Source organism: Methylobacterium terrae, from assembly GCF_003173755.1.
Lineage (GTDB): Bacteria > Pseudomonadota > Alphaproteobacteria > Rhizobiales > Beijerinckiaceae > Methylobacterium > Methylobacterium terrae.
Genome location: NZ_CP029553.1, coordinates 1669776 through 1695936, shown reverse-complemented (window position 1 = coordinate 1695936; position 26161 = coordinate 1669776). Strand labels below are relative to the sequence as shown.

Annotated in this window: 21 protein-coding genes, 1 tRNA gene and 1 pseudogene; 7 read left to right on the top strand and 16 right to left on the bottom strand. The window is 73.5% G+C overall.

Translation table 11 applies throughout. The annotated features are described in order from the left end of the window. Positions 1 to 21 precede the first annotated feature (21 nt). Entirely contained in the window at positions 22 to 1200 is a 1179-nt protein-coding gene (acmB, locus tag DK419_RS07625; protein WP_109958552.1) for a methyl acetate hydrolase AcmB, read from the bottom strand. 317 nt (positions 1201 to 1517) lie between these two features. Between acmB and DK419_RS07620 the strand changes: the two genes are divergently transcribed. Beyond that, positions 1518 to 2741 (top strand): oxalate decarboxylase family bicupin, encoded by a 1224-nt coding sequence (locus tag DK419_RS07620; RefSeq protein ID WP_109958551.1) that lies wholly within the window; start codon positions 1518 to 1520, stop codon positions 2739 to 2741. 131 nt (positions 2742 to 2872) lie between these two features. Here the strand turns inward: DK419_RS07620 and DK419_RS07615 are convergent, their stop codons facing one another. From DK419_RS07615 to DK419_RS07595, 5 genes are all read right to left on the bottom strand, one after another. Continuing rightward, complete coding sequence (locus tag DK419_RS07615; RefSeq protein WP_109958550.1) at positions 2873 to 3478, bottom strand: GNAT family N-acetyltransferase; 606 nt, start codon at positions 3476 to 3478, stop codon at positions 2873 to 2875. Next, positions 3478 to 5823, bottom strand: a complete 2346-nt coding sequence (locus tag DK419_RS07610) for an Orn/Lys/Arg family decarboxylase (RefSeq protein ID WP_109958549.1) — start codon at positions 5821 to 5823, stop codon at positions 3478 to 3480. Before DK419_RS07610 ends, DK419_RS07615 begins: the two co-directional genes overlap by 1 nt. A gap of 87 nt (positions 5824 to 5910) precedes the next feature. Continuing rightward, the gene (locus tag DK419_RS07605; protein WP_109958548.1) at positions 5911 to 6525 is read right to left on the bottom strand and encodes a GDSL-type esterase/lipase family protein; all 615 of its coding nucleotides are present in this window, start codon (positions 6523 to 6525) and stop codon (positions 5911 to 5913) included. After that, positions 6522 to 7502: a hypothetical protein gene (locus DK419_RS07600; RefSeq protein WP_109958547.1), complete on the bottom strand. Its 981-nt coding sequence runs from the start codon at positions 7500 to 7502 to the stop codon at positions 6522 to 6524. Before DK419_RS07600 ends, DK419_RS07605 begins: the two co-directional genes overlap by 4 nt. Further along, on the bottom strand, positions 7489 to 8862 hold the full coding sequence (locus DK419_RS07595; protein WP_109958546.1) for an MBOAT family O-acyltransferase: 1374 nt from the start codon (positions 8860 to 8862) through the stop codon (positions 7489 to 7491). Before DK419_RS07595 ends, DK419_RS07600 begins: the two co-directional genes overlap by 14 nt. A gap of 365 nt (positions 8863 to 9227) precedes the next feature. Between DK419_RS07595 and DK419_RS07590 the strand changes: the two genes are divergently transcribed. Beyond that, a complete protein-coding gene (locus tag DK419_RS07590; RefSeq protein WP_245442865.1) occupies positions 9228 to 9746 on the top strand; it encodes a Ros/MucR family transcriptional regulator in 519 nt (172 codons plus the stop codon). Between the two features lie 113 nt (positions 9747 to 9859). Here DK419_RS07590 and DK419_RS07585 read toward each other — a convergent pair whose 3' ends face one another. Then, positions 9860 to 10870, bottom strand: coding sequence for a helix-turn-helix domain-containing protein (locus DK419_RS07585; protein ID WP_109958544.1), 1011 nt, complete (start codon positions 10868 to 10870; stop codon positions 9860 to 9862). A gap of 16 nt (positions 10871 to 10886) precedes the next feature. Continuing rightward, a complete protein-coding gene (locus DK419_RS07580; RefSeq protein ID WP_162561168.1) occupies positions 10887 to 12182 on the bottom strand; it encodes an MFS transporter in 1296 nt (431 codons plus the stop codon). A 323-nt stretch (positions 12183 to 12505) separates the two neighbouring features. Here DK419_RS07580 and speB point away from each other — a divergent pair, with 323 nt between their 5' ends. The 4 genes from speB (at position 12506) to DK419_RS07560 (ending at position 16179) form a co-directional block, all read left to right on the top strand. Next, positions 12506 to 13552, top strand: coding sequence for an agmatinase (gene speB / locus DK419_RS07575; protein ID WP_109958542.1), 1047 nt, complete (start codon positions 12506 to 12508; stop codon positions 13550 to 13552). Positions 13553 to 13868: 316 nt separating this feature from the next. Beyond that, positions 13869 to 14864, top strand: coding sequence for an N-acetyl-gamma-glutamyl-phosphate reductase (gene argC, locus DK419_RS07570; protein ID WP_109958541.1), 996 nt, complete (start codon positions 13869 to 13871; stop codon positions 14862 to 14864). A gap of 223 nt (positions 14865 to 15087) precedes the next feature. Next, positions 15088 to 15164, top strand: a tRNA-Arg gene (locus DK419_RS07565). Between the two features lie 58 nt (positions 15165 to 15222). Then, the gene (locus DK419_RS07560) at positions 15223 to 16179 is read left to right on the top strand and encodes a ketopantoate reductase family protein (RefSeq protein ID WP_109958540.1); all 957 of its coding nucleotides are present in this window, start codon (positions 15223 to 15225) and stop codon (positions 16177 to 16179) included. Positions 16180 to 16187: 8 nt separating this feature from the next. Here DK419_RS07560 and DK419_RS29380 read toward each other — a convergent pair whose 3' ends face one another. The 7 genes and pseudogenes from DK419_RS29380 to DK419_RS07525 form a co-directional block, all read right to left on the bottom strand. Next, entirely contained in the window at positions 16188 to 16583 is a 396-nt protein-coding gene (locus DK419_RS29380) for a PfkB family carbohydrate kinase (protein WP_245442864.1), read from the bottom strand. A 290-nt stretch (positions 16584 to 16873) separates the two neighbouring features. Then, positions 16874 to 16954, bottom strand: a pseudogene (locus tag DK419_RS29970) (hypothetical protein); the annotation flags it as partial. Between the two features lie 108 nt (positions 16955 to 17062). Beyond that, positions 17063 to 18505 carry an FAD-binding oxidoreductase gene (locus tag DK419_RS07545; RefSeq protein ID WP_109958538.1) on the bottom strand — a complete coding sequence of 481 codons (1443 nt, stop codon included), beginning with the start codon at positions 18503 to 18505 and terminating at the stop codon, positions 17063 to 17065. A gap of 60 nt (positions 18506 to 18565) precedes the next feature. After that, complete coding sequence (locus tag DK419_RS07540; protein WP_109958537.1) at positions 18566 to 19450, bottom strand: dihydrodipicolinate synthase family protein; 885 nt, start codon at positions 19448 to 19450, stop codon at positions 18566 to 18568. Beyond that, entirely contained in the window at positions 19447 to 20229 is a 783-nt protein-coding gene (locus DK419_RS07535) for a GntR family transcriptional regulator (RefSeq protein WP_109958536.1), read from the bottom strand. The genes DK419_RS07540 and DK419_RS07535 overlap by 4 nt, the downstream gene beginning before the upstream one ends. Positions 20230 to 20638: 409 nt before the next feature. Continuing rightward, the gene (locus tag DK419_RS07530; protein WP_109958535.1) at positions 20639 to 22306 is read right to left on the bottom strand and encodes a Na/Pi cotransporter family protein; all 1668 of its coding nucleotides are present in this window, start codon (positions 22304 to 22306) and stop codon (positions 20639 to 20641) included. Between the two features lie 138 nt (positions 22307 to 22444). Continuing rightward, complete coding sequence (locus DK419_RS07525) at positions 22445 to 23140, bottom strand: hypothetical protein (RefSeq protein ID WP_109958534.1); 696 nt, start codon at positions 23138 to 23140, stop codon at positions 22445 to 22447. 221 nt (positions 23141 to 23361) lie between these two features. Here DK419_RS07525 and DK419_RS07520 point away from each other — a divergent pair, with 221 nt between their 5' ends. Beyond that, positions 23362 to 23913 carry a DUF4337 domain-containing protein gene (locus tag DK419_RS07520; protein ID WP_109958533.1) on the top strand — a complete coding sequence of 184 codons (552 nt, stop codon included), beginning with the start codon at positions 23362 to 23364 and terminating at the stop codon, positions 23911 to 23913. Positions 23914 to 23938: 25 nt separating this feature from the next. Here the strand turns inward: DK419_RS07520 and DK419_RS07515 are convergent, their stop codons facing one another. Further along, on the bottom strand, positions 23939 to 26083 hold the full coding sequence (locus tag DK419_RS07515; RefSeq protein ID WP_109958532.1) for a TonB-dependent receptor: 2145 nt from the start codon (positions 26081 to 26083) through the stop codon (positions 23939 to 23941). Positions 26084 to 26161 lie beyond the last annotated feature (78 nt).

Genomic DNA, 26161 nt, shown 5'->3' with positions numbered 1-26161 from the left:
CAACAGGGAATCCTGCGGAACTCAGCCCAGGCTGCGATACAAAGCCGTCTCGAACTCCAGAAAATTCTCCATTGAAGCCGGGTCGGCGAACGGAAAGAGCTGCGTCCCCCAGAACCCGCCGACTCCCCTGGTCCGGTCGATCCAGAAATACAGGTTGGCCAAGCCCGCCCAGGCGAGCGAGCCGGCCGAGCGCCCGGTCGGGGCGTCCTCGTCGTTGATCATGAAGCTCAGGCCCCAGGATTTCGGCATGCCGGGGAAGAACTCGGCGTCGTGCGAGAGGTGACGCTTCACCCCCGGGAGAGCGCGGATCCTGAGCGAGGGCCCGAGGCCGTTGGTCGCCGCCATCGCGACGGTCTCCGGCCGCAGCACCGGTCCGTGCGGGCCGGCGCCGTCGTCGAGCCACATCCGGACGAAGCGCAGGTAGTCCTCGGCGGTGGAGTAGAGACCGTGGCCGCCCATCTCGACCTCCGGCTCCTGCGGCAGCTCGAAGCCGTCGAGGACCTTGAGGGTGCCGTCCTCGTTGCGCTGGTGCATCCGGGCGAGGCGGGTGCGCAGGGCGGGCGTCAGCGAGAAGCCGGTGCTCTCCATGCCGAGAGGCCCGAAGATCCGCTCCCGCATCACCGTCCCGAGGCGCCGGCCCGTCACCGCCTCGACCACCTGGCCGGCCCAGTCGATGTTGCTGCCGTACTCCCACGACTCCCCGGGATCGAACAGCAGCGGGGTCATCAGCGAGGCGCGGGTGCCGCTGGTCACGCCCGGCCGTCGGCTCTCGCGCAGCAGGCGGGCGTACGATTCGTTGAAGATGTCGTAGCCGAAGCCGGCGGTGTGCAGCAGCAGCATCCGGGTGGTGACCGGCCGCGCCGGCGGACGAAGCCGGGGGCTGCCGTCCTCGGCGAAGCCCTCGAGCACCTGGATTTCGGCGAGGGCCGGCACGTACGAGGCGGCCGGAGCGTCGAGGTCGATGAGACCCTCCTCGGCGAGTTGCAGCGCGGCGGTGGCGGTGACCGCCTTGGTGGTGGAGAAGATCGCCAGGACCGTGTCGGTGGTCATCGGCGCATCCCCGCTCCGCTGCCCGGCGGCGCCGGCATAGAGCGTGCGCTCGCGGTCGGTCGCCATCGCGACGATGCCGGGAAGTCCGGGGGCCTGCGCCACCCCGCGCCGCAGGATCGCGTCGGCCGCGGCCTTCAGGTCTTCGCCCATCCGTATCCTCCCGCGGCTTTCCGCCGATCTCCCGTCGGCCGGCAGCCTAGAGGGAGTCCGATGCCGTGTCAGGCGCGCGGCGCCGATCAACCTTTCGCGAGCGCCGCCGCGATCCGACACGATGTTCGTCGGGTCGTCGCGCCGCTGCATGGCCTGCCACGAAGACGAGGCCGGTTTCGTCCAGTCGATGTCGCCGCGGATGGCGAAACCCCGGATTCCGGCTTCCCTGACCGAACGGAACCGGCCGTCGGGCGGGGCATTGTCGGGCGCCAGGCGGGGTCGTGAGACCTTGCCGTCACCAAGGTCGAGGCCTGCCCGTGACCCTCATCTCCCGCCGTCACACGCTGGCCGCCGCGGCGGCCGGCCTCGTCAGCAGCACCGCCGGCGCGCAGGCGCCCGCACCCTCCGGATCGACGCCCATCCGCGGCAAGGACGGCGCCGACATCCTCGGCCCGACCAACCCGGCGCGCCAGGCCGAGGAGCCGTTCACCACGCGCCCGCCGAAGACCGACCACGGCACGATGCCGAACCTGAAATGGTCCTTCACCGACAGCCACATGCGGCTCGAGGAGGGCGGCTGGGCGCGCCAGACCACCACGCGCGAATTGCCGATCTCGACCGCGATGGCGGGCGTCAACATGCGCCTCAAGGCCGGCGTCGCCCGCGAGATGCACTGGCACAAGGAAGCCGAGTGGTCCTACATGCTGAAGGGCCGCGCCCGCATCACCGCGGTCGACCAGGACGGCCGCACCTTCGTCGACGACGTCGGCGAGGGCGACCTCTGGTACTTCCCGTCCGGCATTCCCCACTCGATCCAGGGTTTGGAGAGCGACGTCGACGGCTGCGAGTTCCTGCTGGTCTTCGACGACGGGCACTTCTCCGAAGACTCGACCTTCCTGATCACCGACTGGCTCGCCCATACCCCGCGCGACGTGCTGGCGAAGAATTTCGGCGTGCCCGAATCGGCTCTGGCCGGGCTGCCTTCCACGGAGAAGTACATCTTCCCGGCGCCGATGCCGGGCCCGCTCGCCGGCGACCGGACCGGCGGCGCCGGCCCGATCCCCGAGAGCTTCAGCCACCGGATGCTGGCGCAGGAGCCGACGCGGACGAAGAGCGGCAGCGTCCGCATCACCGATTCCCGGATCTTCCCGGCCTCGAAGACCATCGCGGCGGCCCTCGTCGAGCTCGAGCCCGGGGGAATGCGGGAGCTGCACTGGCACCCGAACGGCGACGAGTGGCAGTACTACCTCTCGGGGCAGGGCCGCATGACGGTGTTCGGCTCGGAATCGAAGGCCCGCACCTTCGACTACCAGGCCGGCGACGTCGGCTACGTGCCCTTCGCCATGGGCCACTACATCGAGAATACCGGTGCGACGCCGCTCCGCTTCCTGGAGCTGTTCCGCAGCCCGACCTACGCCGACGTGTCGCTGAACCAGTGGATGGCGCTGACCCCGCACGCGCTGGTGCGGGCGCATCTGAACGTCGACGAGTCGGTGCTGGCCGGGCTGCCGGTAAAGAAGACACCGGTGGTGCCGGGTTGAAGCCTTATCGACCGAGCGGCAATGTATCCGGCGGCGCTAGACATTATTCAGACCTACGACCTCATCCTGAGGTCGTAGGTGGGATCAATGAGGTGATCGCAAGATCGTCGAGCGCGACCCGATCACCCCCCTCACGTCGCCGGGAGCGGCGCCCGCGTCTCCTGCACCACCGCCTCCTGCCGCCAGGTCGAGGGCTGGTCCGACGCCCCCGTGCCGAGCGGACACTGCACCATCACGCTGTCGCCCCAGCGGCCGTGGCGGTAGGCCACGCCCGGTAGATGGCCGACACGCGCGAAGCCGCAGGCCTCGTGCAGGCGCAAGGACGCCTCGTTCTCGGCGTCGATGTAGCCGATCATCTGGCGGTAGCCGCCCGCCGCGCAGGCCTCGATCAGGGCCGGCAGCAGGCGCCGGCCGATGCCGGCGTGCAGATGGCCGGCATGGACGTAGATCGAGTGCTTGAGGGTGTAGCGGTAGGCCGGGCGCTTGCGGAACGGCACCGCGTAGGCGTAGCCCGCCACCATCCCGTGGCGCTCGGCCACGAGGTGGGGCAGGCGCTTCGAGCGCATGTTCTTGCGCCGGCGCTTGAGGTCGTCCGGCCGGAGACGGTCCTCCTCGAAGTCGCCGGTATCGCCGACGCCGTGGCGGATGTGGTGCTCGTAGATCTCGATCATCGCCGAGACGTCCGCATCCGTCGACGGGCGGATCACGATCCCGGGCTGGCCCGCGACCGAATCCATCACCGTCCCTCCCGCAGCACGTAGGTGTAGAAGCGGATGCGCCCGTCCGGCTCGACCTGGCGGTAGACGCCCTGGATCTCGGCCTCGAAACCCGGGAAGAGGTTGGCGGCGGCCTCGAACATCTTGAAGTAGTCGAGCATGGGCTTTGCCCGCTCGTCGAGCCGCTCTCCCGGCAGCACCGTGCCGATGCCCGGGGGATAGACCAGCATCAAGGTCGTGGCGATGCGCCCCTCGGCCTCGGCGATCGGGACGAAGTCGACGTTGTTGCGCGTCAGCATCTGCGCCGCGGCCTTCGGCGCCATCGCCATCTCGGGCAGGTGCTCGGGCATGAACTGCTTGCGCTGCAGGCCGGAGGTGCCGGCCTGGCGGTGGAAGGTGTGGTAGTCGGCGCAGAGGTCGCGCAGGCGCACGCCGCCGTAGCGCTGCGGCCGGCGCCGGACGAATTCCGGCATCGCCTCTTCCAAGAGCACGTTGTCGTCGTGCAGGCGCTTGAAGGCGACGAGGCCGGAGATCAGCGTGCCGGCTTTCGACGATTCGACGCCGGGCGTCAGCAGGAAGAGCAGCGAGTTGAGGTCGTTCTTCTCCGGGACGATGCGGTTCTCGCGCAGGTACTGGGCGACGATCGGGGCCGGCACGCCGTGCTCGGTGTACTCGCCCGTCCGCCGGTCGAAGCCCGGGGTGAGCACCGTGAGCTTGTTCGGGTCGGTGATGGCGTAGCCCGGCGCCACGTGGGTGAAGCCGTGCCAGCCGGCCCCCGGCTTGAGCTCCCAGTGCCGCGGGTCGGAGGCGAGCTCGTCGGTCGGCAGGCTCTCCCACGGCACCTCGGCGCCGCCCGCGCCCGTCGCCAGGTCGGGCACGAAGGGATCGAAGAACCAGCGGCGCTTGGGGTCGCGCTCGTTCTCCTCGAACTCCTTGCGGATCGCCCGCACCTTCTTGCGCCACTCGATGCCCAGCCGGATCGTGTCGTCCCACAGGATCATGCCGGAGCGGCCCTTCATCATCTGGGCGCCGACGTCGAGGGAGGCGAAGAGGGGATAGAACGGCGAGGTCGAGGCGTGGACGAGGAAGCTCTCGTTGAGGCGCCGGTGCTCCACCCGCCGGGTCTGGCCGCGGATGTGCCCGTCCTTGGTGTGGATCTGCGAGGCCTGGGAGAAGCTCGCGAGCTGCTTGTGGGTCGATTGCGTGGCGATGATGCCGGGCGAGGTCTCGTCGAGCCCGGTCAGCCCCATGGCGTAGCGGCCCTGGAACAGGGGATGGAACTTCATGAAGCCGGCCCAGGCCTCGTCGAACAGGATGTAGTCGCAGAGGTGACCGATCCTCGCGACGATCTCGCGGGCGTCGTAGATCGTGCCGTCATAGGTGCATTGCTCGATCACCGCGACGCGGAACGGGCGCTCCCGGCGCCACGCCTCGCGGTCCCTGACGAGCGGGTTGTCGCGGATCTTCCGGCGGATCTTGTCCTCGTCGAGGGCCTCGTGGAAGATCGGGCCGATCAGCCCGTAGGCGTTGCGGTCGGTCTCGAGGAAGATCGGGATGCCGCCGCCGAGGAACAGCGCGCCGTGATGCGCCGCCTTGTGGTTGTTGCGGTCGAACAGCACCAGGTCGTCCTCGGCGACGAGCGAGGACAGCACGATCTTGTTCGAGGCCGAGGTGCCGTTGAGCACGAAGTAGGTCTTCTCCGCCCCGAAGATCTGGGCGGCCTCCTTCTGCGCCTTGAGGGCGGGGCCTTCGTGGGTCAGGAGGTCGCCGAGGTCGAGGACCGAGTTGTCGAGGTCGTCGCGAAAGATCGCTTCCCCTAGGTGCTCGACGAAGATGCGGCCGATCGGCGAGCGGTTGTAGAAGATGCCGCCGTTGTGGCCCGGGCAGGTCCAGAGCTGGTTGCCCTTCTCAGCGTAGTCGACGAGCGCGCCGAAGAACGGGGTCTTCAGGGTCTCGGCGTATTGCGTCACCCTGCTGACGAGGCCGCGCGCGATGAACTCGGGGGTTTCTTCGGCGAGGAAGATGTAGCCGTCGATGAAGTCGAGGAGCTCGACGGGGATGTCCTCGAGCCGCTTGCGCCGGACCATGATGACGATCGGCATCTCGAGGCCGCGCTTGCGCATCATGTCGATGAGCGCCGCCGCCTTGCCGTCGAGGCCGCGCTTGCCCCAATCCACCACCAGGCAGCCGACCGCCGCGTCGGTCTGCACCGCGATCGCCGCGTCCTCGACCCGCCGCGCCCGCACCACCTCGAAGCCGCGGTGCTCGACCGCCGCCACGATCTGGTTGACGCGCGCGCCCTCGAGGTCGTCCGGGTCGAAGGCCGGCGTGCACATCAGCACGGTGAAGCGGCGGTGGAAATCCATCGGGCGGGGCTCCTGTCCCTTGCGGAATGGCCTGCGTGTCGGACGCCGTCATGACGATCCGATGACGGGTGCCGGCGGGCCGGCGCGTCAGCCGCCCCGCAGGGCGCCTGCGAGGGCGCCGCTCAGGGCGGCGTAGCCGTGCGGGTTGAGATGGAGCCGGTCGGGCTCGAGGCCAGTGGCGGGGTCGGGACCGAGTGCCGCGTCGCAATCGAGGAGAAGCAGGGATTCCGCCCGCGCCAGGGCGCCGAGGGCGGCGTTCAGCGCGAGCCTGTCCGCCTCGCGCCGCCCGGGCGGAGCCTCGCGCCACGGCACGGTGGCGAGGACGATCGCCGGCGGCGTCCAGGCGGCGCGCAGCTCCGCAACGAGGGCCGCGAGGCCGGCGGTGATCGTCTCGCAATCGTCGCGATCGGCGAAGCTGTTGGTGGCGACCATCAGGAGAGCGAGGCGCGGCCGGAGGGCGAAGGCGGCCATGGCGGACAGGCGCCAGCGGGTGGTCTGCACCCGGTCGCCGGGCAGGCCGAGATTGAGCGCGGCGAGGCCGGTCGCGGCCGTGAGATCGGATTCGGGCCAGCCGGCGACGAGCGAATCGCCGAGCGCCACCGCCTCCGGCGAGACGCCGGCGGCGAGGCGCGCCAGGACGGCGCGGTGGCGCTTGAGGCCGGAGGCCTTCGCCGGCGGGGCGGGGAGCCGGGCGGCGCTCAACGCAGCTCCCGCCGCAACCCCAGCCGCTCCAGCACCTGACGGCCGATCAGCGGCGTGTAGTGCAGGTTGTCGAGCCAGGCGGCGGTCGAGCCCTTGGCGGGGTCGAACGGATAGGGCGCCCCGAGCCCGGTGAGGTCGAGGGCCGGCCGGCCGCGGGCGGCGCAGAGCCGCATCACCGCGTCGCGCCATCGCGAAAAGTCGTCGGTCAGCCCGAGATCGGCGAGCACCCGCCTCTGCGCGTCGCTCACCGGCGAGAGGTAGACCGTCAGGTCGAGGCCGGAGAGGCGGGCGAGGGCGAGGTCGAGGCCCGCCAGGGTCTCGGGCCGGAACGGCGCGGTGGTGCGCCGGCGCGTGGCGTCGTTCTCGAGGGTCAGGGCCGCCGGCAGGGGCGGGGTGACGCGAAAGCCGGCCCTCGTCCAGGATCCCGGATCGTCCCCGCCCGCGACCGCGGACAGCCGGCTGTCGGCCAGCGCGTAGCGGCCGAGCACGCTGCCCATCAGCGCGGCGAGGCGGCCGCTCGGGGTGGCGAGGCTCTCGTCGAGGTGGACCGGCACGCCGGGGCGCGAGAACATGTAGTAGTCGAGCCCGATGGCCGCCCGGGCGGGCGCCCGCGAGGCGACGATTGCGGCGATCACCGGCAGTTCCGTGGCGATGATCGCCGAGATGCCGGCATTGAACACGCGGCCCGGGGCGAGGGCCGTGACGTCCGCGGGGTCGAGGCCGTGATAGACCGTCGAGCTGCCGATCAGCGCGAGGTCGTAGGGGCGCGTCAGCGCCTGCAGCACCTTGGCCCGGCGGGTCTGGCGGTCGAGGAGGCGGCTGTTGCCGTCGGTCGCCTGCCGCCAGGGCGGGTCCTCGCGAAAGATCCAGTAGGCGTCGAACCCGATCACGCGTCCCGCCACCCCGGCGACGAGGACCGCCAGGACCCCCGCCGTCAGGGCGAGGAAGCGGCGGGAGGCGGCCTCAGAAGCGGGCATAGATGAAGGCCTGGTTGGCGTCGTTGCCGACCTGGAGCAGGATCGCGGCGAGCACCAGGGCGGTGGCGGCGGCGGCCCAAGGGCGCGGCACCAGGCGTTCCACCGCCTCGCGGGCGGTGGGGCCGAGGATCGCCAGGGCCGCGGCGCCGGCGGCGAGGGGCCAGAACGCGGCCGAGCCGTCCGCCGCGTCGGTGCCGAGGCCGAGGAGCCCGCGATAGACCGCGAGCGCGGTGGCGAAGTCCGGCGCCCGGAACGGCACCCAGGCGAGGCAGACGAAGGTGAGGGTCGCGACAAGGCCCGCGATCTCCGGCATGGAGAGGCCGGCCCGGCGCCACAGCACGTGCAGGCCGAGCGCGATCCCGTGCGCCGCGCCCCAGGCGACGAAGGTCAGCCCCGCCCCGTGCCACAGCCCGCCGAGCGCCATGGTGGCGAAGAGCGCCAGGAGCTGGCGCGCCAGCCCGTGCCGGCTGCCGCCGAACGGGATGTAGAGGTAGTCGCGCAGGAACGACGACAGGGTGATGTGCCAGCGCCGCCAGAAATCCTGGATCGAGACCGCCCGGTACGGCGCCCGGAAATTCTCGGGCAGGACGATGCCGAACAGGAGCGCGAGGCCGAGCGCCATGTCGGTGTAGCCCGAGAAGTCGAAGTAGAGCTGGAGGGCGTAGCCGACCGCCGCCTGCATCGCCGCGGCGAAGTCCGGCTGCCCGCCCGCCGCCGCGGCGGCCCAGACCGGATCGACGAAGGTGCCGAGCCCGTCGCCGAGAAACACCTTCTTGGCGAGGCCGGCGGTCAGCAGCATCACACCGCGGGCGGCGCGATCGGCGGAAACCGGCTCGGGCCCGCGCAGCTGGCCCAGGAACTCGCCCGGCCGCACCAGTGGACCGGCGATCACCCGGGGGAAGAAGGCGACGGTGACCGCGTATTCGAGGAGCGTCATCCGCTCGGCATGGCCGCGCCGCAGGTCGACCAGGTAGGCGACGTGCTGGAAGGTGAAGAACGAGATGCCGAGCGGCAGCGCCAGCGAGACGAAGGCGAGGTCCGCGCCCGCGACCGCGTCGACGAGGCCGGCGAAGAAGCCGAGATACTTGAACAGGCCGAGCAGCCCGAGATCGAGGACGACCGCGGCGGCCAGGACGCCGTCGCGGCCGGTGCGGCGCCAGACCTCGCCGGCGAGCCAGTTGACCGCCACGGAAGCCGCGAGCAGCGGCACGAAGCGCAGGTCCCACCAGCCGTAGAAGGCGAAGGAGAGGGCGGCGAGCCAGGCGACGCGCCAGCCCGGCCGGCGGGCGATGCAGACGGCGTGCAGCCCGAGCGCCACCGGCAGGAACAGGAGCAGGAACGGCAGGGAGTTGAAGGGCATGCGAGGCTCGCCGTTCGTGCTTCGGCGTTATGGCAAGTCCGGGGCCGGGGAAAGGGCCGTTCGTCGCATATCGCGCCGTGCTCCGTCGTCACCTGAGCGTTTTGCGCTCATTTCGCCGCGCGCGATACCGCCATGCGACCTTCGTCGCAGAGTTGGCGGTCGATGAGCGCTCGACCTGCGCAAGGCTTGGGGGAATCTCCGTGCCCCGCATGAAGCCGTTGCGCGACGGGAAGCTTGCACGATTATCAAAAGCATCTGTGGGAAATTCAGGGGTGACGCCGCGACGGTGGGTTGAAACCGCGGCCCGATGCCCGATATCGGGTTCATGCCCGTCAAACGGGTGCGTAAAATTAGGACGAATATCCGTGTCGCAAGAAGATCTGGTCCAGGAGGTCGATTTCGTCGCCCTCGCCGCCGACGTCGTGTCCGCCTACGTCGCCAACAATTCCGTCCCCGCCGCCGACCTGGCCGGCCTGATCGGCACCGTGCACAGCGCGTTCGTCTCCCTCGGCCAGCCCGCCGCCAAGGAGGCCGAGAAGCCCGTGCCGCTGATGCCGATCAAGAAGACGGTGACCCCGGACTACCTGATCAGCCTCGAGGACGGCCGTCAGTACAAGTCGCTCAAGCGCCACCTGTCGACCCGCGGGCTCACCCCCGAGGAGTACCGCCGCAAGTGGGGCCTGCCGCACGACTACCCGATGGTTGCGGCCAACTACGCCGCCCAGCGCTCCGAGCTCGCCAAGAGCATCGGGCTGGGCCGGGGCCGCAACGTCGCGGCGGCAGCCAAGCGCGCCGCGTCCGACGCGGTGGTGAAGGCGCCGGTCGCCGAGTCGAAGCCCGCCGAGACCAAGGCGGCCAAGCGCGGGCGCTCGCGCGGCGTCTGACGCCTTGAGCCGGATCGTCCCGGGCCTCGCGCCCGGGGCGGCGATCCGGTCTGCCGTGACCCGGACCCGTTCCGGCGCCGTCGGCGGGGGCCGAACGCGCCGGGCGCGGGGCCTCAGAGAAGCTCGCCGTGCCAGGCCGCGAGGCCGGCCGGCGGATCCGCGGCGACGAGGTTGCGCGGCGCGGCCCCGGCGCGCGCGCCGCGGCGATACTCGCCCGGCGGAACACCGAAGGCGTTGCGGAACGACCGGCCGGCATGGCTCGGCGAGGAGAACCCGGTCGCCGTCGCGATCTCGTCGAGCGAGCGGTCGTCGTCGGTCCGCGAGAGGGCGCGGCGCAGCCGGGTCACGCGCTGCTGCTGCACGAACCGGGCGACGCCGCCCGCGGGTTCGAACAAGCGATAGAGCGTGCTGCGCGACAGGCCGGCCCCGGCCGCGATCGTCGCGGCGCTCAAGTCGCGGTCCCCGAGATGCTGCTCGACGTAGGCGAGGACCCGCGCGCGGGCGCGCCCGGCCGCCAGGGGCGAGGCCGCCGCTGCGTGCCGGCCGCGCAGGGAGGCCAACGTCGCGCCGAGCATCAGGCTCAGCGAATCGGCCGCGATGCCGGCGAGGTCCGGCGTCAGGGCGGCCGCGTGCGTGGCGAGCGAGCGCGCGAAATCGATCACCAGCCCCGCCTCGCGCGGGCCGAGGACCAGGCCGTGCAGGTCGAGGCCGCCGAGCGCTCCGGCGTCGAGGCGGTCGCGGGCGACCGCCGCGGTGACGATGCGCGCCCCCTCGGTCCAGGTGCGCTGCGGCCGGGTGAGGTCGAACAGGGCCAGGCTCCCGGCCTCGACCCGCCGGACGGTGTCGGGCACCTCCAGCATCATGGTGCCGGAGAGGACGACGTGGACCGTGACGTGGTCGAAGCCGTCGCGGGCGACCCGGCGGGGGCCGCGGGCATGCGACACGCCGGCGAGGCGGCGGTCGAAGAGCAGCATCCGGGGCAGCCGGTGGGCGATCACCTCGGTCCGCAGCGAGCCGCCGAGGCGGTCGACATCGGCGCCGCCGCTGTAGAGCGCCCGGTAGGCCTCGAAGGCGGCCTCGTCGGCGCGGCCCGGAGAGCCCGGGCTGAGGGTGATCGTGTCCATCGCGCTCGCGGGCCGCTCAGCGGCCGGTCCGCACCCGCCTGCTCGCGTCGTGCGTGATCCGGTCGTGCATGACGTAGCGGCTGCCGAGCAGAAGGGCAACGAGGCCCGTGCCGTAGGCGAGCAGGCTGGTCGCCAGCAGGGCCTGGCCGAGCCCGGCCTCGCCGAAGACCCGGTCGGCCAGGAGGCCGACGAGCGGGGGGCCGAGGCCGAAGCCCGCGAGCGTGATGCAGGCCATGAACGGGGCGGTGACGCGGCCGCGCAGCGCGCGCGGCGTCATGATCTGCAGGCCCGCGAGCGTCGCGACCGACCCGAGCCCCAACCCGAACACCAGGGCCGCGAGGGCGGCGAGCCCGAGGGCGAGGCTGTCGGTCAGGCAGACGAGAGCCGCGAGCGGCAGCGTGCCGACGAGCGAGCCGAGGAGCAGCCGCCCGCCGGGCAGGCCGCCGCGTCCCGCGCGGTCGAGCAGGCGCCCGCCGGTGACCTGACCCAACGGCGTCGCGAGTGCCACGACGAGCCCGAACAGCATCCCGGCCGAGGACAGGGGCAGGCCGAACCGGCGCACGAGCAGCGTCACCGCCCAGGCGTTGGTGGTCTGGACCACCAGGGTGACGGCCGCACCCGCGACCGTCATGGCGGCGTAGCGCCCGGCATGCCGGGCGAGCCACGGCCCGAGGCGCGCCCGCGGGGGCGGGCGCGGGCCCTCGCGGCCGGGATCGCCCGTCCGCAGGAGCAGGATCGCCAGGACGAGGTTCGGCAGGACGCTGAGGAGGAAGAGCACCCGCCAGGCCGCGACCGGTGTCCCGGACCCCAGGGCCACGGTCGCCGGCAGCAGCGCCAGGAGCCCGCCGCCCAGGACCAGGGCCGTGCCGCGCCCCAGGACGGCGCCGGCGGTGTAGAGCGAGACGCCGCGCCCGACCTGGTCCCGCGGCTGGCGCGCGGCGATGAGCGCGAGGGCGGCCGGGGTGAGGACGGCCTGGCCGAGGCCGAGGCCGAGGCGGGCGAGGATCAGCTCGGCCAGATCGGTCGCCAGTCCGCAGGCCAGTGAGGCGAGGCTCCAGACCAGGATCCCGGCGGCGATCAGGCGCGGGCGGTGGACGCGGTCGACCACCGGGCCGGCGAGCAGCGAGGCGACGGCGTAGGCGGCCACGAAGGCGGTGCCCTGCACCAGGCCGACCTCGAAGTCGCTCAGGCGCAGGTCGGCCTTGATCGCCGGGGCGACCAGGGCGGCGATGAACCGGTCCGCGAAGGCGAGGAGGTGGGCGCCGGCGAGCAGCCAGACGCCCGGCCAGGCCGGCGCCAGGGGAAAGCGCATCGTGTCGCCGTTCAGGCCGGTCCGGGGGCCGGGCGCGGAGGGACGTCGGGGGGCGTGTCGCCCATGCGTGGCGGCCTCGATCTCGAACACGGGGCGATGTCCGGCGCAGACGGGGCCGACCGGAGTCCCGGCCGGCTTCCTGGACCGTCGCCGCCCGCCGGGACAGGGGCTTGCCAGCATGGCCGGGCTGCGCTCTTGTCGCGGCCGGGTGGCGCGGGCCGAGGGCACGCCGGGCGCGCCGGGCCTCTCGCACGAGGCCGAACCCCCCCGAGTGCCGCGCCCGCGGGCTCGACGCCCGGCGGGCCTTCGATCCCGGAGCCGCCATGGACCAGGACAAGCTCGCAGCCCTGCGCGCCCGCTACCTCGATGCGACCGGCGGCGACATCGACGACCCGGATTTCGCCGAGGCGGCGGCGCAGCAATTCAGCGAGAGCGACCGGCGCAAGTGGCCCTTCGCCGACCCCGCGACCTTCCTCGACCTGCCGTTCCGCCCCGAGGCCGCGACCCTGCCGGATTTCGGCGGGCTCGATGTGGCGCTGATCGGCGTGCCGATGGATCTCGGCGTCACCAACCGGGCCGGCGCCCGGCACGGCCCCCGGGCGGTGCGGGCGGTGGAGCGCATCGGCCCCTACGAGCACGTGCTGCGCATCACCCCGGCGGCGGAGCTGAAGGCGGCGGATATCGGCGACGTGCCGTTCCGCAGCCGCTTCTCCCTCGAGAGCTGCCACGAGGACATCGAGGCGTTCTTCGCGACCGTGGTGAAGGCGGGCGTCGTGCCGCTCGCCGTCGGGGGCGACCACTCGATCAGCCGCGCGACCCTGCGGGCGGTCGGCGCCTCGCGCCCGGTCGGCATGATCCACATCGACGCCCATTGCGACACCGGCGGCGTCTACGAGGGCTCGAAGTTCCACCACGGCGGCCCGTTCCGCCAGGCGGTGCTCGACGGCGTGCTCGATCCCGCGCGCACGATCCAGATCGGCATCCGGGGCGGCGCCGAGTACCTGTGGGAGTTCTCTTACGTCTCCGGCATGACGGTGATCCACGCCGAGGAGGTGGCCGAGCTCGGCCTGCCGGCGGTGATCGCGCGGGCCCGCGAGGTCGCGGGCGACGGGCCGACCTACCTCTCCTTCGACGTCGACAGCCTCGATCCCGGCTTCGCGCCCGGCACCGGCACCCCCGAGATGGGCGGGCTCACGCCCCGCGAGGTGCTGGCGCTGCTGCGGGGGCTCGCCGGCGTGAACGTGGTCGGCGGCGACGTCGTCGAGGTGGCGCCGCAATACGACCCGACCAGCAACACGGCGCAATGCGCCGCTCAGGTGCTGTTCGAGCTCCTGTGCCTCGTGGCGGCGGACAGGCGCCGGCGGGGGTGAGGTGTGCCGGCTCGACCGTTCGGGGTCCGCCCGGGGCCGCTCGCGGAACTCCCGGGCGGAAGTCCCGGCTTGACGGTGAGGCGAGACGGCGACAGTGTCGCGGGACATGACCAGGACCCGGACCCTTCGCGATCGACGCCGATGCCGCTGCCCTCGAGCGGCGGTTCTTCGGCTGCGCGTCGATCAGCGTCCTTTCCGCGTCGTGACGGCCTCATCGTAGGTCTCACGCACCGGAGCGTCCGGCCCGCATTCCCGAACCCCCGCAGCCCCCGGCTCCGGGGGTTTTCTTTTGCCCGAACCTCGGACGGACACCACCATGAGCATACGCGTCGGCATCGTCGGCATCAGCGGTTTCGGCGGCGGCGAGGCGATGCGCCTGATCGCGAGCCACCCGTCCTTCGACCTCGTCTACGCCGCGGGCGAGGGCAGCGCCGGCAGCCGCCTGGCGGACCGTTTCCCCGGCGCGCCGGCCGGGCTCGCCGACCTGGTGATCGAGAGGTGGGATCCCGCGACCCTGCCGAAGCTCGACGTCCTGTTCGCGTCGCTGCCCACCGGCACCTCGGCCGAGGCGCTGGCGCGCGTCCCCGCGGACGTGAGGATCGTCGACATCGGCGGCGACCACCGCTACGCCGAGGGCTGGGCGTACGGCCTGGCCGATGTCTGGCCGGACCGGATCGCGGGCCGGACCCGGGTCGCCAATCCCGGCTGCTTCCCCGCGGCGACGCTGACCGCCCTGGCGCCGCTGCTGGCCGAGGGGCTGATCGAGCCCGGCAACATCGTGATCGACGCCAAGACCGGCATCTCCGGTGCCGGCCGGGGCGGCGGCGACAGCCGGTTCGGCTACGCCGAGAGCAACGAGAACCTGGTGCCCTACGGCCTGCTCAGGCACGTCCACGTGCCCGAGATCGAGACGACGATCGAGCGGCTGAGCGGCGGCAGCGCGGCCGGGCTGGTGTTCACGCCGCACCTGGTCCCGATGACCCGGGGCATCCTCGCCACCATCTACTGCCGCGGCCGCGGCCGCGGCCGCGACCGCGCCAGCACGGACCAGTGCCTGGATGCCGCCCGCCGCTTCTATGCCGGGCGGGCCTTCGTCCGCGTGACCGACAGGCCGCCGCAGACCAAATGGGCGACCGGCTCGAACCTCGCCTTCGTCGGCTACGCGGCCGATCCGGAGCGCAATCTGGTGATCGCGATGGGCGTGGTCGACAATCTCGGCAAGGGGGCGGCCGGCCAGGCTGTGCAGAATGCGAACCTGATCTGCGGCCTGCCGGAGACCGCGGGGCTGGACGGCGCACCCGTCTGGCCGTGACGGCGGGCCTCCGGGCGGGCCTCCGGGCGGGCATTCGGCCCCCCGGCGAGCCCCGGCGCGGGCTCGGGAACCGAGACAGGCACCCTCGAGCCCGCCGCGTTCGCGGTCCTCTCCCGTCCCTCGGATACGGGCGGGCCGGGCCCTCCGCGGGAGCGGAAAACGCCCCTGCGGCGAGTCTCTCGTGGACGGGCGACGAGGGTCCTGATAGGTCGAGGTCCGGCCAGGCCCCGTAGCTCAGCTGGATAGAGCAGCCGCCTTCTAAGCGGCAGGTCGTAGGTTCGAGCCCTACCGGGGTCGCCAGGCCGACGAGGCGGGCGCGCCGGACCGAGCGACGCCCTCCGGGGGAGGAGGGGGCGAGATGGCGAAGGTCGCGATCGTCGGGTGCGGAGCCATGGGCTCGGTCTACGCGGCGCTGATGGCCTCGGCGGGCCACGACGTTCACGCCGTCACGCTCTGGGCCGACCACGCCGCGGCGATGCGCGAGCGGGGCCTGCGGGTCGAGGGCGCGAGCGGCGACCGGACCGTGCGGCTCGCCGGCGCCGGCACGACGACCGCGGGGATCGGCCCCTGCGACCTCGTCATCATCGCCACCAAGGCCTTCGACGTCGCGGCGGCCGCCGCCGCCTGCGCTCCCCTGATCGGGCCCGGGACCGTGGTCCAGACCATCCAGAACGGGCTCGGCTCGCCCGAGACCGCCGCGGCCTCGATCGATCCCGACCGGATCGCCGTCGGGGTGGTCGGCGGCTTCGGCGCCTCGATGCGCGGGCCGGGCCACGCCCACCACAACGGCCTCGAGATGATCCGCTTCGGCGCCTTCGCGGGGCTGCCCCGCGAGCGGCTGGAGGCCTCGGCGGCGGTCTGGGAATCGGCCGGGTTCAAGGTCAGCCTGTTCACCGATCTCGGCCGGATGGTGTGGGAGAAGCTGATCATGAACGTCACCTTCTCGGGCACCACGACGCTCACGGGCCTCACCATCGGCGGGGTGATGGCCGATCCCGACGCCTGGCGCGTGGCGCGGGCCTGCGCCGAGGAGGCGATCGCGGTCGCGGCGGCGCTGGGCGTGACCCTCGAGGTCGGCGACCCGGTCGAGCACATCCGGCGGCTCGGCGGCAAGATCCCGGAGGCGCGGCCCTCGATGCTGCTCGACCACCGGGCCGGGCGCCCCGGCGAGGTCGAGGCGATCAACGGGTCGATCCCGCGCCTGGGGCGGCGATGCGGCGTCCCGACCCCGGTCAACGACACAGTCGTCGCCCTCGTCAGGGCGCGCGAGGCCGCCTTCCCGGTCCGGGCCGACCCGACGGTCACCCCGGTCTGACCGGGATCTCAGGCCCCTGCGGCGCGGTCGGCCTCGGCGCGCCGGGGCAGGCTCGCCTGGCTGCCCGGCCGCGCGCAGGCGAGGGCGGCCGCGACGCTCGCCCGCTCCATCGCCGCGCGCGGAGGCGCGCCGCGGTCGAGGATCGCCGCCGGCACGCCGACGAAGCAATCCGCCGCCGCCGTGGTGTCGATCGCCGTGACCGCCCGGGCGGGCAGCTGCCAGGCGCCCTCCGCCGTCGCCGCCTCCGAGCTGGCCTCGCCGAGGGTGCGCACCACGTCGAGGCCGAGCGCCGCGTGCAGGGTGGCCTCCGCCGCGCAGCCGAGCCGGGCGGCGGTCGCCTCCGCCTCGTCCTCGTTGACGACGAGGAGGCCGGCGAGCCGCAGGGTCTCGAGGGCGAGCGGCAAGGCGGGGCGAGATTGACGATGCCGCGCGCCGCAGGAGGACGGCGGTCTCGGTCGGGTCGACCTCCATCTGCGGGAGCAGCGACGTCGCCCGCGACAGGCATGCCTCCTCGACCTGATCGGCCCGGGCTTCGGCATTCGCGCCGAGCGCCACCGCGATGCGGTTGCACCTCCGCGGGTCGATCCAGATCGAGGCGCAGCCCGTCGCCGCCGCGACCCGGCGCACCCGGCCGGTTATCGGCGCCCGCCTCGCGCAGGTCCGCCAGCGGGACCTCGGCGAGGGGATCGCCGCCGACGGCGCCGCCTATCGCGACCTCCGCTCCGTCCCGGGCCGCGGCGACCGCCCGGTTCGCGCCCTTGCCGCCCGCCTGCAGGCTGAGGCCGTCGGCCAGCGGCGTCTGCCGGCGCGCGGGATCTCGGGCATCCGGACGACGAGGTCGGCGTCGAGGGAGGCGAAGCAGACCATCACGGGACCACTCCGCTCACACGACCTTGCCGGGATTCAGCATCCCGTCCGGGTCGAGCGCCGCCTTGAGGCGCCGCATCAGGGCGATCTCGGCCTCCGAGCGGACGTGGCCGAGCCACGGCTTCTTGGTCAGGCCGATGCCGTGCTCGGCCGAGACCGTGCCGCCGAATTCCCGCACCAGGCCGTAGACCACCTCCTGGACCGCGTCCTTGGGCTGGGGATCGGCGCCCCTCAGCCCGGCGACGATGTGGAGGTTGCCGTCGCCGATATGGCCGTAGAACAGCGCGAAGGCGCCGGGCACGCGCTCGGCGAGCGCCGCCTTGCAGGCCCGCACGTACGCGTCCATCGCCGCCACCGGCAGGCCGATGTCGAAGGGCTCGTGCGGCCCGAGCACGTGCGGGAATTCCGAGCAGGCGTCGCGCACGCCCCAGAAGGTCCTCACGTCCGCCACCGAGCGGGACACGACCGCGTCGGCGAGGAGCCCCGCCTCGGCCTGCCGTTCGAGCCAGGCCTGGAAGCGCGGCGCGTCGTAGGCCTCGTCGGTGCCCTGTGCCTCGACCAGGCAGTAGGCGGCGTGGCCTTGCGGCAGCGGCACCCGCACGCCCGGCATCGCGCCGACCGTCTCCCAGTAATCCGGCCACATCACCTCGAAGGCCGACAGCATCGGGCCGAGGCCGCTCCGGGCCGCGGCGAGCAGGCCGACCACGGATTCGTAGTCGGGCAGGGCGCAGAGGGCGGCCATGGTGCAGGCGGGCTTCGGGAACAGCCGCAGCACCAGCCGGGTGATGATGCCCAGCGTGCCCTCCGCGCCGATGAACAGGTGCTTGAGGTCGTAGCCGGCGTTGTTCTTGATCATCGTGTTGAGGGCGGTGATCGTGCCGCCGTCGGGCAGCACCACCTCGAGGCCGAGGATCATCTCGCGGGTCATGCCGTAGCGGATGACCCGGTTGCCGCCGGCATTGGTCGAGGCGTTGCCGCCGATGGCGCAGGAGCCCCGCGCCCCGAGGTCGAGGGGCACCAGGAAGCCCGCCGCGTCCGCGGCCTCCTGCACCGTCTGGAGCGGCGTGCCGGCCCGGACCGTCATGGTGGCGGAGGCCGGGTCGATCGCCTCGATCCCGGTCATGCGTTCGAGGGACAGCGCCACCGAACCGGGGAGCGGCCGGGCGCCGCCGCACAGGCCGGTGAGGCCGCCCTGCGGTACCACCGGCACCCCGTGCGCGGCGCAGATCCGCATCGCGGCGGCGACCGCCTCGGTGGTGGCGGGCCGCACCACCGCCAGCGGCGCCTGCGCCCCGAGCGTGCTCCAGTCGGACGCGTTGCGGGCCGGCCGCTCGGGCCCGGAGAGGACCGCCGTCGCGCCCAGTTCCGCCACGAGGGCTGCCAAGAGGCCGGCCGAGCGGGAGGCCGAAAGGTCCCCCGCTGCCGCCTCGCCGCGGCTCTCCTCCGGTCGCGCCGTCATGCTTCTCTCCTCCCGCGGCGACGCGGAACCGCCGCTCGTCTCGATCGTCGCCGGTCTATCTCAGGCCGCCGCGGCGCGGGAGAGGCCGGCGATCTCGGCCGCGATGCGCCGCCCGGTCTCCGGCTCGGCCGCGACCAGCGGCGCGCGCACCCGGCCGAAAGCGGCCTCGCCGGTCGTCGCCGCGACCGCGGATTTGAGCACCGGGACGAACGGGCCGCGGATCAGGCCGATCGCCGCCCGCATCGGGCCTTCGGCGGCGGGATCGGAGAACATCGCCCGCACCAGGTCGGGCGCGAGGTTCGCCATGCCGCAGATCGTGCCGACGCCGCCCTCGGCGAGCGCCCGGCCGATATCCGCCTCGTTGCCGACGCAGACCGCGACCTCCGGCGCCGCGGCCCGGAACGCCCGGAACTGGGCGAAGTCGCCCGAGCTGTCCTTCACGCCGGCGACGAGCCGGCCGTAGCGCGCCCGCAGGGTGGCGACCGCGGTCGGCGGCAAGGCGACGCCGGAGGTCTGCGGGATGTGGTAGAGCGTCGCCCGCAGGCGGTCGTCGCCGACGCCGTCGAGAATGGCCGCGAAGGCGGCGACGAGCCCGGCCTCGGTCGCGTCGCGGTAGAAGTACGGCGGCAGCACCAGGGCGTGGACGAGGCCGAGCGAGAGGGCCGCCCTGGTGAGGGCGACCGCGTCGGGTATAGCCGGCATCCCGACCCCGAGCCCGATCCGCGACGCCGGAATGCCGGCGGCGAGCAGCGCCTCCACCGCGGCGAGGCGCTCGGGGCCCGAGAACGAGGTGCCCTCGCCGGTGGTCCCGAACGGCACCACGCCGTCGCAACCCCGCTCCATCAGGAACCGGACGTGGCGTACGAGGGCGCCGTGATCGACGGCGCCGCGCTCGTCGAGGGGCGTGGCGAGGGCGACCCACAGGCCCGTGATGGCGTTGGTCATGGGGTTCTCCGAGAGGGCGCTCCGCGCCGGTCCGAATCGAGGGAGGAGGGCGCTCCGCGCCCGTGGGAATCGAGGGACGGGGGCGCTCCGCGCCCGTGGGAATCGAGAGGCGAGGGCGGTTCGCCCGTGCCCGGCTCGGCGCCGAGCCCCAGCGCCCGGCGGCGCGAGGTCTCGAGATGGCGGCGCAGGGCCGCCGTCGCGGCCTCGGGGTCGCGGTGCTCCACCGCGGCCAGGATCGCCGCGTGCTCGGCGAAGGCGGGGGGCAGCACCTCGGGCGAGAGCGCGATGCGGCTCCGCAGGATGACTCGGATGCGGACGAGGTTGACCCGGTGGATCTCGGAGACGAGGCCGTTGCCCAGATGGGCGACGATCGCGTCGTGAAACCCCCAGTCGATCGCCTGCGCCTCGGCGATCAGCGCCCCGGTGATGCCGCCCTCGGCCTGCGCGCTGACGCGGTCGTGCGCGGCCCGGTGGGCGGCCACCAGGGCGGCCGGCGCCGTGCGGGCGAAATGCGCCACCGCCGCGGCCTCGACGATCTCCCGGAGCTGGAACGCCTCCTGCACCAGCCGCAGGTCGACCGCGGCGACCTGCAACCCGCGCTGCGGCAGGGTCGAGAGCAGCCCGTCGGCCTCGAGCCGCGGGATCATCTCGCGCACCGCGCCGAGCGGCAGGCCGGTGAGCGCCACCAGCTCGCGCTGCGTCACGAAGGAGCCCGGCGCCAGGTGCCCGTCGAGCAGGTGCCGGACGAAGGCGTCGTAGGCCTGGTCGCGCTGCTTCATCCGAGCCGTCTCCCTCCCGCGAGCTTCCTACTGACATGTCAGTCTGTCAAGGCTGACCTGTCAGATCGACGAAGGGACGACGCGGCGGGGCCTGGGCGCTATGGGCGGAGGGCGGGAGCGGGGCCGCGCACCGGCGCGGCCTCCTACGGCCCGCAAGGCCGGCACCACGCTCACGCTCAGCATCCGCCTCGACCTCGCGCCCGGTATCCGGGTCGGGCCGGGCAAGATCACGCCTGCTCGAGGCCATCGCCGCCCACGGCCCGATCTCGGCGACGGGCACGAGTGGCGGCGCCGCCCGGCGAGCGCCTGATCGCCGGCTACCGCGCCGTCGAGCGCGGGGCGGTCGAGGCGGCGGCGCGGCACCTCGCCGGGATCGCGGCGGCGCCGGCGCCCCGGTGAAGGCCTCCGGTCACGGCGCCTCGAGGCGGCTCGACCGCAGGGCGCCCCGGCTCTCCAGGATCGGGTAGGCGGCGCCGGCGACGAGGTGGTCGTTGACCCGCTTCAGGTCGCGCACGAGGTCGGGATAGAGCGCGGCGGCCTCGGCCGGGACGGGGCCGGCGGCGGATCCGGCCTCGCGCAGGCGGCGGAAATGGCCCTCGGTCGCCCGCGCCTCGAGATCGCGGAACACCGCCTTCTCGTCGGCGAGGCGGCGCGCGGCGCGGGGGTCCTCGGTCAGGAAGGCGGCGCCCGCCGCGCCGAGATTGGCCTGGAGCCGCGCCAGCAGCGCCCCCACCTCCGCCTCGCCCTCGGCCGAGAAGGTCAGCCCGCGCTTCAGGCGCTTGGCCGCGTGGGTCATCACGTTGCGCGAGAGGATGTCGCCGGCATGCTCCAGGTTGGTGGTGAAGGCGAGGAGGGCGGCGATCCGGCGCTCGTCGTCCTCGCTCGCGGCCTCGGGGTCGAGGCGCACGAGGTAGGCCTTGATCGCGGCGTTGAGCCGGTCGAGCGTGTCGTCCATCCGGCGGATCTGCGCCACCTTGGCCCGGTCGCCGCCGGTGAGCGCCTCGCCGGCGCCCGCCATCATCTCGGCCAGCACGTCGGCCATCCGCAGGGCCTCGCGGCCGGCCGCGCCGAGCGCCACCGGCGGCGTCTCCAGCGCCGCCTCGTCGAGGTGGATCGGCCTGCCCGGGTCGTGCGCGTCGATCCGCTCCGGCACCAGCCGGCGCAGCAGGGCCGCGACGGGGGTGAGGAGCGGCAGGAAGACTACGGCGAGGACGAGGTTGAAGGCAGTGTGGAAATCGGCCACCGCCCGCGACAGGTCGGGCTGCCAGGTCACGAGGTGCGGGCCGATCAGCCCGAGGCAGGGCAGGGCGACCGCGCAGCCGAGACTCCGGGTGAGGAGGTTGCCGAGCGCCACCCGGCGCCCCGCCGCCTCGCCGTCGCGAGATCCCTCCAGCACCGGGTTGAGGGCCGAGCCGAGATTGGCTCCCAGCACCAGCGCCATCCCGGCCTCGAGCGGCAGCACGCCTCCTTGCGTGAACGACATCACCAGGAGCACGATCGCGACGCTCGAATGCGCCGCCCAGGTGAGCACCGCGCCGATCGTCAGGGCGATCAGCCGGTCGGTCGCGACGGCCCCGAGCAGCACCCGCAGGGCCGGCACGTCCTCGTAGGGCGTGATCACCTCGACGAGGCGCGAGAGCGCCATCAGCATCAGCCCGAGGCCGATCGCCGCCCGGCCGAGGTCGCGGGTGCGCGGCTCGGAGCCGCGGCGGAACAGGATCACGCCGACCAGCACCAGGACCGGGGCCGCCCGGGCGACGTCGAAGGACAGGGCCTGCACGATGAGCGTGGTGCCGACATTCGCGCCGAGCATCACGGCGAGCGCCGGCACCACCGCCACTAGCCCGGCCCCCGCAAAGGAGGCCACCATCAGGCCGGTCGCGGTGCTGCTCTGGAGCAGCGCCGTGACGCCGAGGCCCGCCGCCAGCGCCTTCACCCGGTTGCCGAGCGCCACCCCGAGCAGGCGGCGCAGGTTGGGGCCGAGCGCGCGCTGCACCCCGGTCTGCACCATGTGGATGCCCCAGAGCAGCAGCGCGACCGCGCCGCAGAGGTCGAGCAGGGTCAGCGTGGCGTCCATCCGCGTCGGTCGTCCTCATCCGGCCCGGCCGGTCGGTTCACCGTGCCGGTCCGGCCTGAGCATACAGATCGGGGGCATCCGGGTTCCTGCCCGCCATGCAACTCTGCTGCCTGTCGGGGGAAAGGCCCGGACGGGACGTCAGGGCTTCGGGCAGGCCGGATCGGCCGGGCGCGGGGCGCGGGCGAAGTCGAGAACCCTGCTCGTGTAGGTCTCGACCACCTCCGAGAAGGGTTGCCGCTCGCCCGTGAACAGCACCGCGCGGTGGCTGAACAGGTGCTCGGGTACGGCCAGCCTTCCGCAGGCCGGGGCGGGCGGCGGCGCCTGGTCCCAGCCCTCGGGCAGGGGCTGCCAGTGCGGCTCGGCGCCGACGGTCTGGCGGGTGGTGCCGAGCGACGAGACCGCGCGGCCGAACGGCGTGTCGGTGGTCTCCAGCACCCGGTTCATCTCCGGGGTGAGGCGGGCGGGCACGTACCAGTTGTCGGCCTCCGACAGGACGTGGTCGCCGCAGGCGAGGCGCACCCGGCGGTAGCGCAGGGGCTCGTCGGGCCCGACCGCGAGGCGCTTGCGGGTCTCCGGGCCGGCCGGCTTGTCGACGCCCCGCTCCAGCCGGGCGACGAGGCGCGGCGCCTCGGCCATGCGGTGGGCGGCGCACCAGCCTTCCAGCGTCGCGGTGGCGCTGCGGCTCGCGAGCAGGGCGGCGTTGAGGCTCTGCACCACCGCCACGGCCTCGACCCGGGACAGGTAGGTGTCGGGCCAGTCCGGTCCCGCGGCGCGGGCGGGCTGGGTCACGGCGAGGCAGGCGAGCAGCGGCAGGAGGTGGCGGGCGTGCGGCATCAGGGGACGTCTCTTCGAGCGGGGCCGTCGCGAAGGGGTGCCCGGTCTTCCCCTGCGCCGCAAGCGGGGGCTGGCGCGGCGCTGCGGCCCGGCTATGAAGGCGCGGGCGCCGCCGATTCGCCGCGCGGGCCCGGTGCGGCTGTTCTTCGCCCTGTCGCAGGGTTTCGCGAGATGGGGCGACGGGCAGGACCGTCGCGACAGTTTTTTTCGGAGAGACGACGATGTCGGGTGGTCACGGAGCCGTCGACGGCTCCAACAAGAAGATCGCGCTGCTGATCTCGGTCCTGGCGCTGTTCCTCGCCCTCGGCGAGACCCTGGCGAAGAGCGCGCAGACCGACGCGCTCGGCGCCAACGTCGAATCCTCGAACCTCTGGGCCTATTTCCAGGCCCGCACCATCCGCGCCACGGTGCTGAAGACCGCCAGCGAGGAGATCGCCCTCGAACAGGGCGCCGCCCCGGAGGCGGTCAAGAAGCAGGTCGAGGAATGGGCCAGGACCATGGCCCGCTGGGAATCCGACCCGGCCTCCGGCGACGGCCGCAAGGAACTCGCCGCCAAGGCCAAGAAGGCCGAGGAGAAGCGCGACCTCTCCCTCGCCCGCTACCACCATTACGAGCTCGGCTCCGCCGCCTTCCAGATCGGCATCGTGCTCGCCTCGGCCCAGGTCATCACCGGCATCGCCGCCCTCGGCTTCGCCGGCGGGGCGCTCGGGATCGCCGGCATCGCCATGCTGGCGATCGGGCTGTTCGCCCCGCACGCGGTCCACCTGATCTGAGAGGCGCGCGGGACCGGACCGAGCCTCAGAACCGCGCCGTCAGGAACACCCGCAGGTTCCGCCCGGGGAGGACGACCTCGTCCTTCTTGAACGAGGCGGCGTTGCGGATGACGTCGTCGAGGAGGTTGGTGCCGCGCAGGCCCAGCGTGACCTCGCTCGCGCCGTAGGCCGCCGGGTCGAGGGGCCGCGTATAGGCGACCTCCGCCTTCAGGTCGTCGTAGCCGGGCGTCGCCGTCTCGAGCGGCGCCGTCCGGGTCTGCGCGAAGGCGTGCAGCAGGGTCACGGCGGCGTACCAGGCGCCCGAGCGCAGGTAGAGGCCGCCGCCGATCCGGTGGGGCGGGATCCGCGGCACGTTCGTGCCGTCGTCGAACCGCGCCCGGACGAAGTCGTACTGGGCGCTCACCCCCAGGAAACCGTCGCCGACCGGGACGAGGTCGAGCTGGCCGGCGATCTCGGCGCCGCGGAAGGTCGCGTCGGCCTGGCTGTAGACCACCTGCCGCAGGTCGCCGCCGTCGGGGCCGCAGGTGTCGAAGGTCGCCCCGCAGGTGAACCCGGTGAGCCGCTTGGCGACGAATCCCGCGTAGCGGGTGACGTAGGCCGTGGCGTCGAGGCGCAACGGCCCCTCGGCGCGGCGCAGGCCGGCCTCGAGCGTGCGGGCGCGCTCGAGCTTCAGGTTCGGATCGCCGATCTCGAAGGTGGCGGGGGCGTCGTGTGCGCCGCGCGAGAACAGCTCGGCGGCGACCGGCGCGCGCTCGACGGAGGAGCCGGTCAGGCTCGCCACGAAGCCGAAGGGGAGGTCCTGCAGCGCCCCGAGGCTCACGCTCTTCGGGGCGAAGCGGCGGCGGCGGGCGAACTCCTCCGGCTCGTCGCCCGGGCCGGAGGGGAGGAGGCCCGGCGGGAAGATCGCGGCGACGCCGGCCACCCGGCTGCCCTCGACCCGCCCCGCCGCCTGCAGCCGCAGGCCGCCGGCGAGCGCCAGCTCCTCGAACAGGGTGGCGGCGTTGGTCCGGGTCTCGGTCGGCCGCAGCAGGCCGCCCTCCGCCCCCGAGATGCCGAGCTTGCGCCGGTCCGACTGGAGGCCGAGCGTGCCGGTGAGCACCCCGAACGGGGTCTCGACCGGCACGTGCTGGAACTCGATCCGCCCCTCCGCCTCGCGGTTCTTGAACGTGGCCTGGACGCCGTCGATCCCGTCCTCGCCGAGGCCGATCTCGTCGTGCCGGTAATTGGCGCCGCCGAGCCAGAACCGCACGGCCGCGAACGGGCCCTCGAGCGGCCGGTACTCGCCGCGGGCCTGGAGCTTGTCCTGCACCGGGTCGAGGCGGGTGCGGCGCGCCGCCGAGGCGACGCCCGGGATCCCGTAGAGCGCGTCGTAGTGGCTGAACGACAGGCCGACGAAGCCGCGCTCGAACACGTGCGAGACGCCGACGGCGCCGCCCTGCGAGGTCGCCGCCGAGTTGCGCTGGCGGCCGAGCGGCGTGCCGTAGCTGCCGGCCTCGCTGCGGAAGCCGTCGGCGTGGACCGCGACGGTGCCGGCGCCCGCGTCCAGCGTCGCGGCGGCGTTGCGGCCGCCATCGACGCTGGAGAGGCCCGTGGTGACCCGGCCGGCGAGCCCCGACGGCGGGATGAAGGTCGGGATGCGGTTGTTCTCGGCCGAGACGACGCCGCCGACCGCCTGGCTGCCGTAGCGCAAGGCCGCCGGACCCCGGATGACCTCGATGCGGTCGTTGACCAGGGGGTTGATCGGCACGGCGTGGTCCTCGCCGAGATCGGACACGTCCTGCACGCCGGTGCCGTTCTCCTGGATCCGCACCCGGTTGTTGTCGAGGCCGCGGACGATCGGGCGCGAGGCGGAGCCCGGCGCGAAGGTCGAGGCCGAGAGGCCGGGCTTGTCGAACAGGGCGTCGCCGAGGGAGGTCGGCTGCGACCGGATCAGCTCGCTCGCCGGCACCACCGTCACGGACGAGAACGCGTCCGTCACGACCGGCAGCACCCCGAGCGGGACGCGCCCCGGGCCGCTTGTTCCTCCGCCCGTCCCCGCGCCCGCCACCGGCGAAGCGGCCGCCACGGAGATCTCGTCGAGCGCGATCTCCTCGGCTCCGGCCCCCGGCGCTCCCAGGCCGAGCGACGCCGCACCGAGGATCCGGATGCCGATATAGGACAAGCGTGACATGAAACCGAGGCCTCAGTGATATAGCAAGAGCTATAATGATGAGGCATGGCTTTTCTCCGTCGTCAAGCTCGGACGTGG

Excerpts from the sequence above, each read along its gene's own strand:
- DK419_RS07595 (WP_109958546.1), bottom strand. The coding sequence starts at position 8,862 with ATGCCCTTCAACTCCCTGCCGTTCCTGCTCCTGTTCCTGCCGGTGGCG.
- DK419_RS07615 (WP_109958550.1), bottom strand. The coding sequence starts at position 3,478 with ATGGATTCGGTCGCGGGCCAGCCCGGGATCGTGATCCGCCCGTCGACG.
- DK419_RS07530 (WP_109958535.1), bottom strand. The coding sequence starts at position 22,306 with ATGGACGCCACGCTGACCCTGCTCGACCTCTGCGGCGCGGTCGCGCTG.
- DK419_RS07545 (WP_109958538.1), bottom strand. The coding sequence starts at position 18,505 with ATGACGGCGCGACCGGAGGAGAGCCGCGGCGAGGCGGCAGCGGGGGAC.
- DK419_RS07515 (WP_109958532.1), bottom strand. The coding sequence starts at position 26,083 with ATGTCACGCTTGTCCTATATCGGCATCCGGATCCTCGGTGCGGCGTCG.
- DK419_RS07535 (WP_109958536.1), bottom strand. The coding sequence starts at position 20,229 with ATGAAGCAGCGCGACCAGGCCTACGACGCCTTCGTCCGGCACCTGCTC.
- DK419_RS07580 (WP_162561168.1), bottom strand. The coding sequence starts at position 12,182 with ATGCGCTTTCCCCTGGCGCCGGCCTGGCCGGGCGTCTGGCTGCTCGCC.
- DK419_RS07540 (WP_109958537.1), bottom strand. The coding sequence starts at position 19,450 with ATGACCAACGCCATCACGGGCCTGTGGGTCGCCCTCGCCACGCCCCTC.
- DK419_RS07520 (WP_109958533.1), top strand. The coding sequence starts at position 23,362 with ATGTCGGGTGGTCACGGAGCCGTCGACGGCTCCAACAAGAAGATCGCG.
- DK419_RS07585 (WP_109958544.1), bottom strand. The coding sequence starts at position 10,870 with ATGGACACGATCACCCTCAGCCCGGGCTCTCCGGGCCGCGCCGACGAG.
- argC (WP_109958541.1), top strand. The coding sequence starts at position 13,869 with ATGAGCATACGCGTCGGCATCGTCGGCATCAGCGGTTTCGGCGGCGGC.
- speB (WP_109958542.1), top strand. The coding sequence starts at position 12,506 with ATGGACCAGGACAAGCTCGCAGCCCTGCGCGCCCGCTACCTCGATGCG.
- DK419_RS07610 (WP_109958549.1), bottom strand. The coding sequence starts at position 5,823 with ATGGATTTCCACCGCCGCTTCACCGTGCTGATGTGCACGCCGGCCTTC.
- DK419_RS07525 (WP_109958534.1), bottom strand. The coding sequence starts at position 23,140 with ATGCCGCACGCCCGCCACCTCCTGCCGCTGCTCGCCTGCCTCGCCGTG.
- DK419_RS07560 (WP_109958540.1), top strand. The coding sequence starts at position 15,223 with ATGGCGAAGGTCGCGATCGTCGGGTGCGGAGCCATGGGCTCGGTCTAC.
- DK419_RS07600 (WP_109958547.1), bottom strand. The coding sequence starts at position 7,502 with ATGCCCGCTTCTGAGGCCGCCTCCCGCCGCTTCCTCGCCCTGACGGCG.
- acmB (WP_109958552.1), bottom strand. The coding sequence starts at position 1,200 with ATGGGCGAAGACCTGAAGGCCGCGGCCGACGCGATCCTGCGGCGCGGG.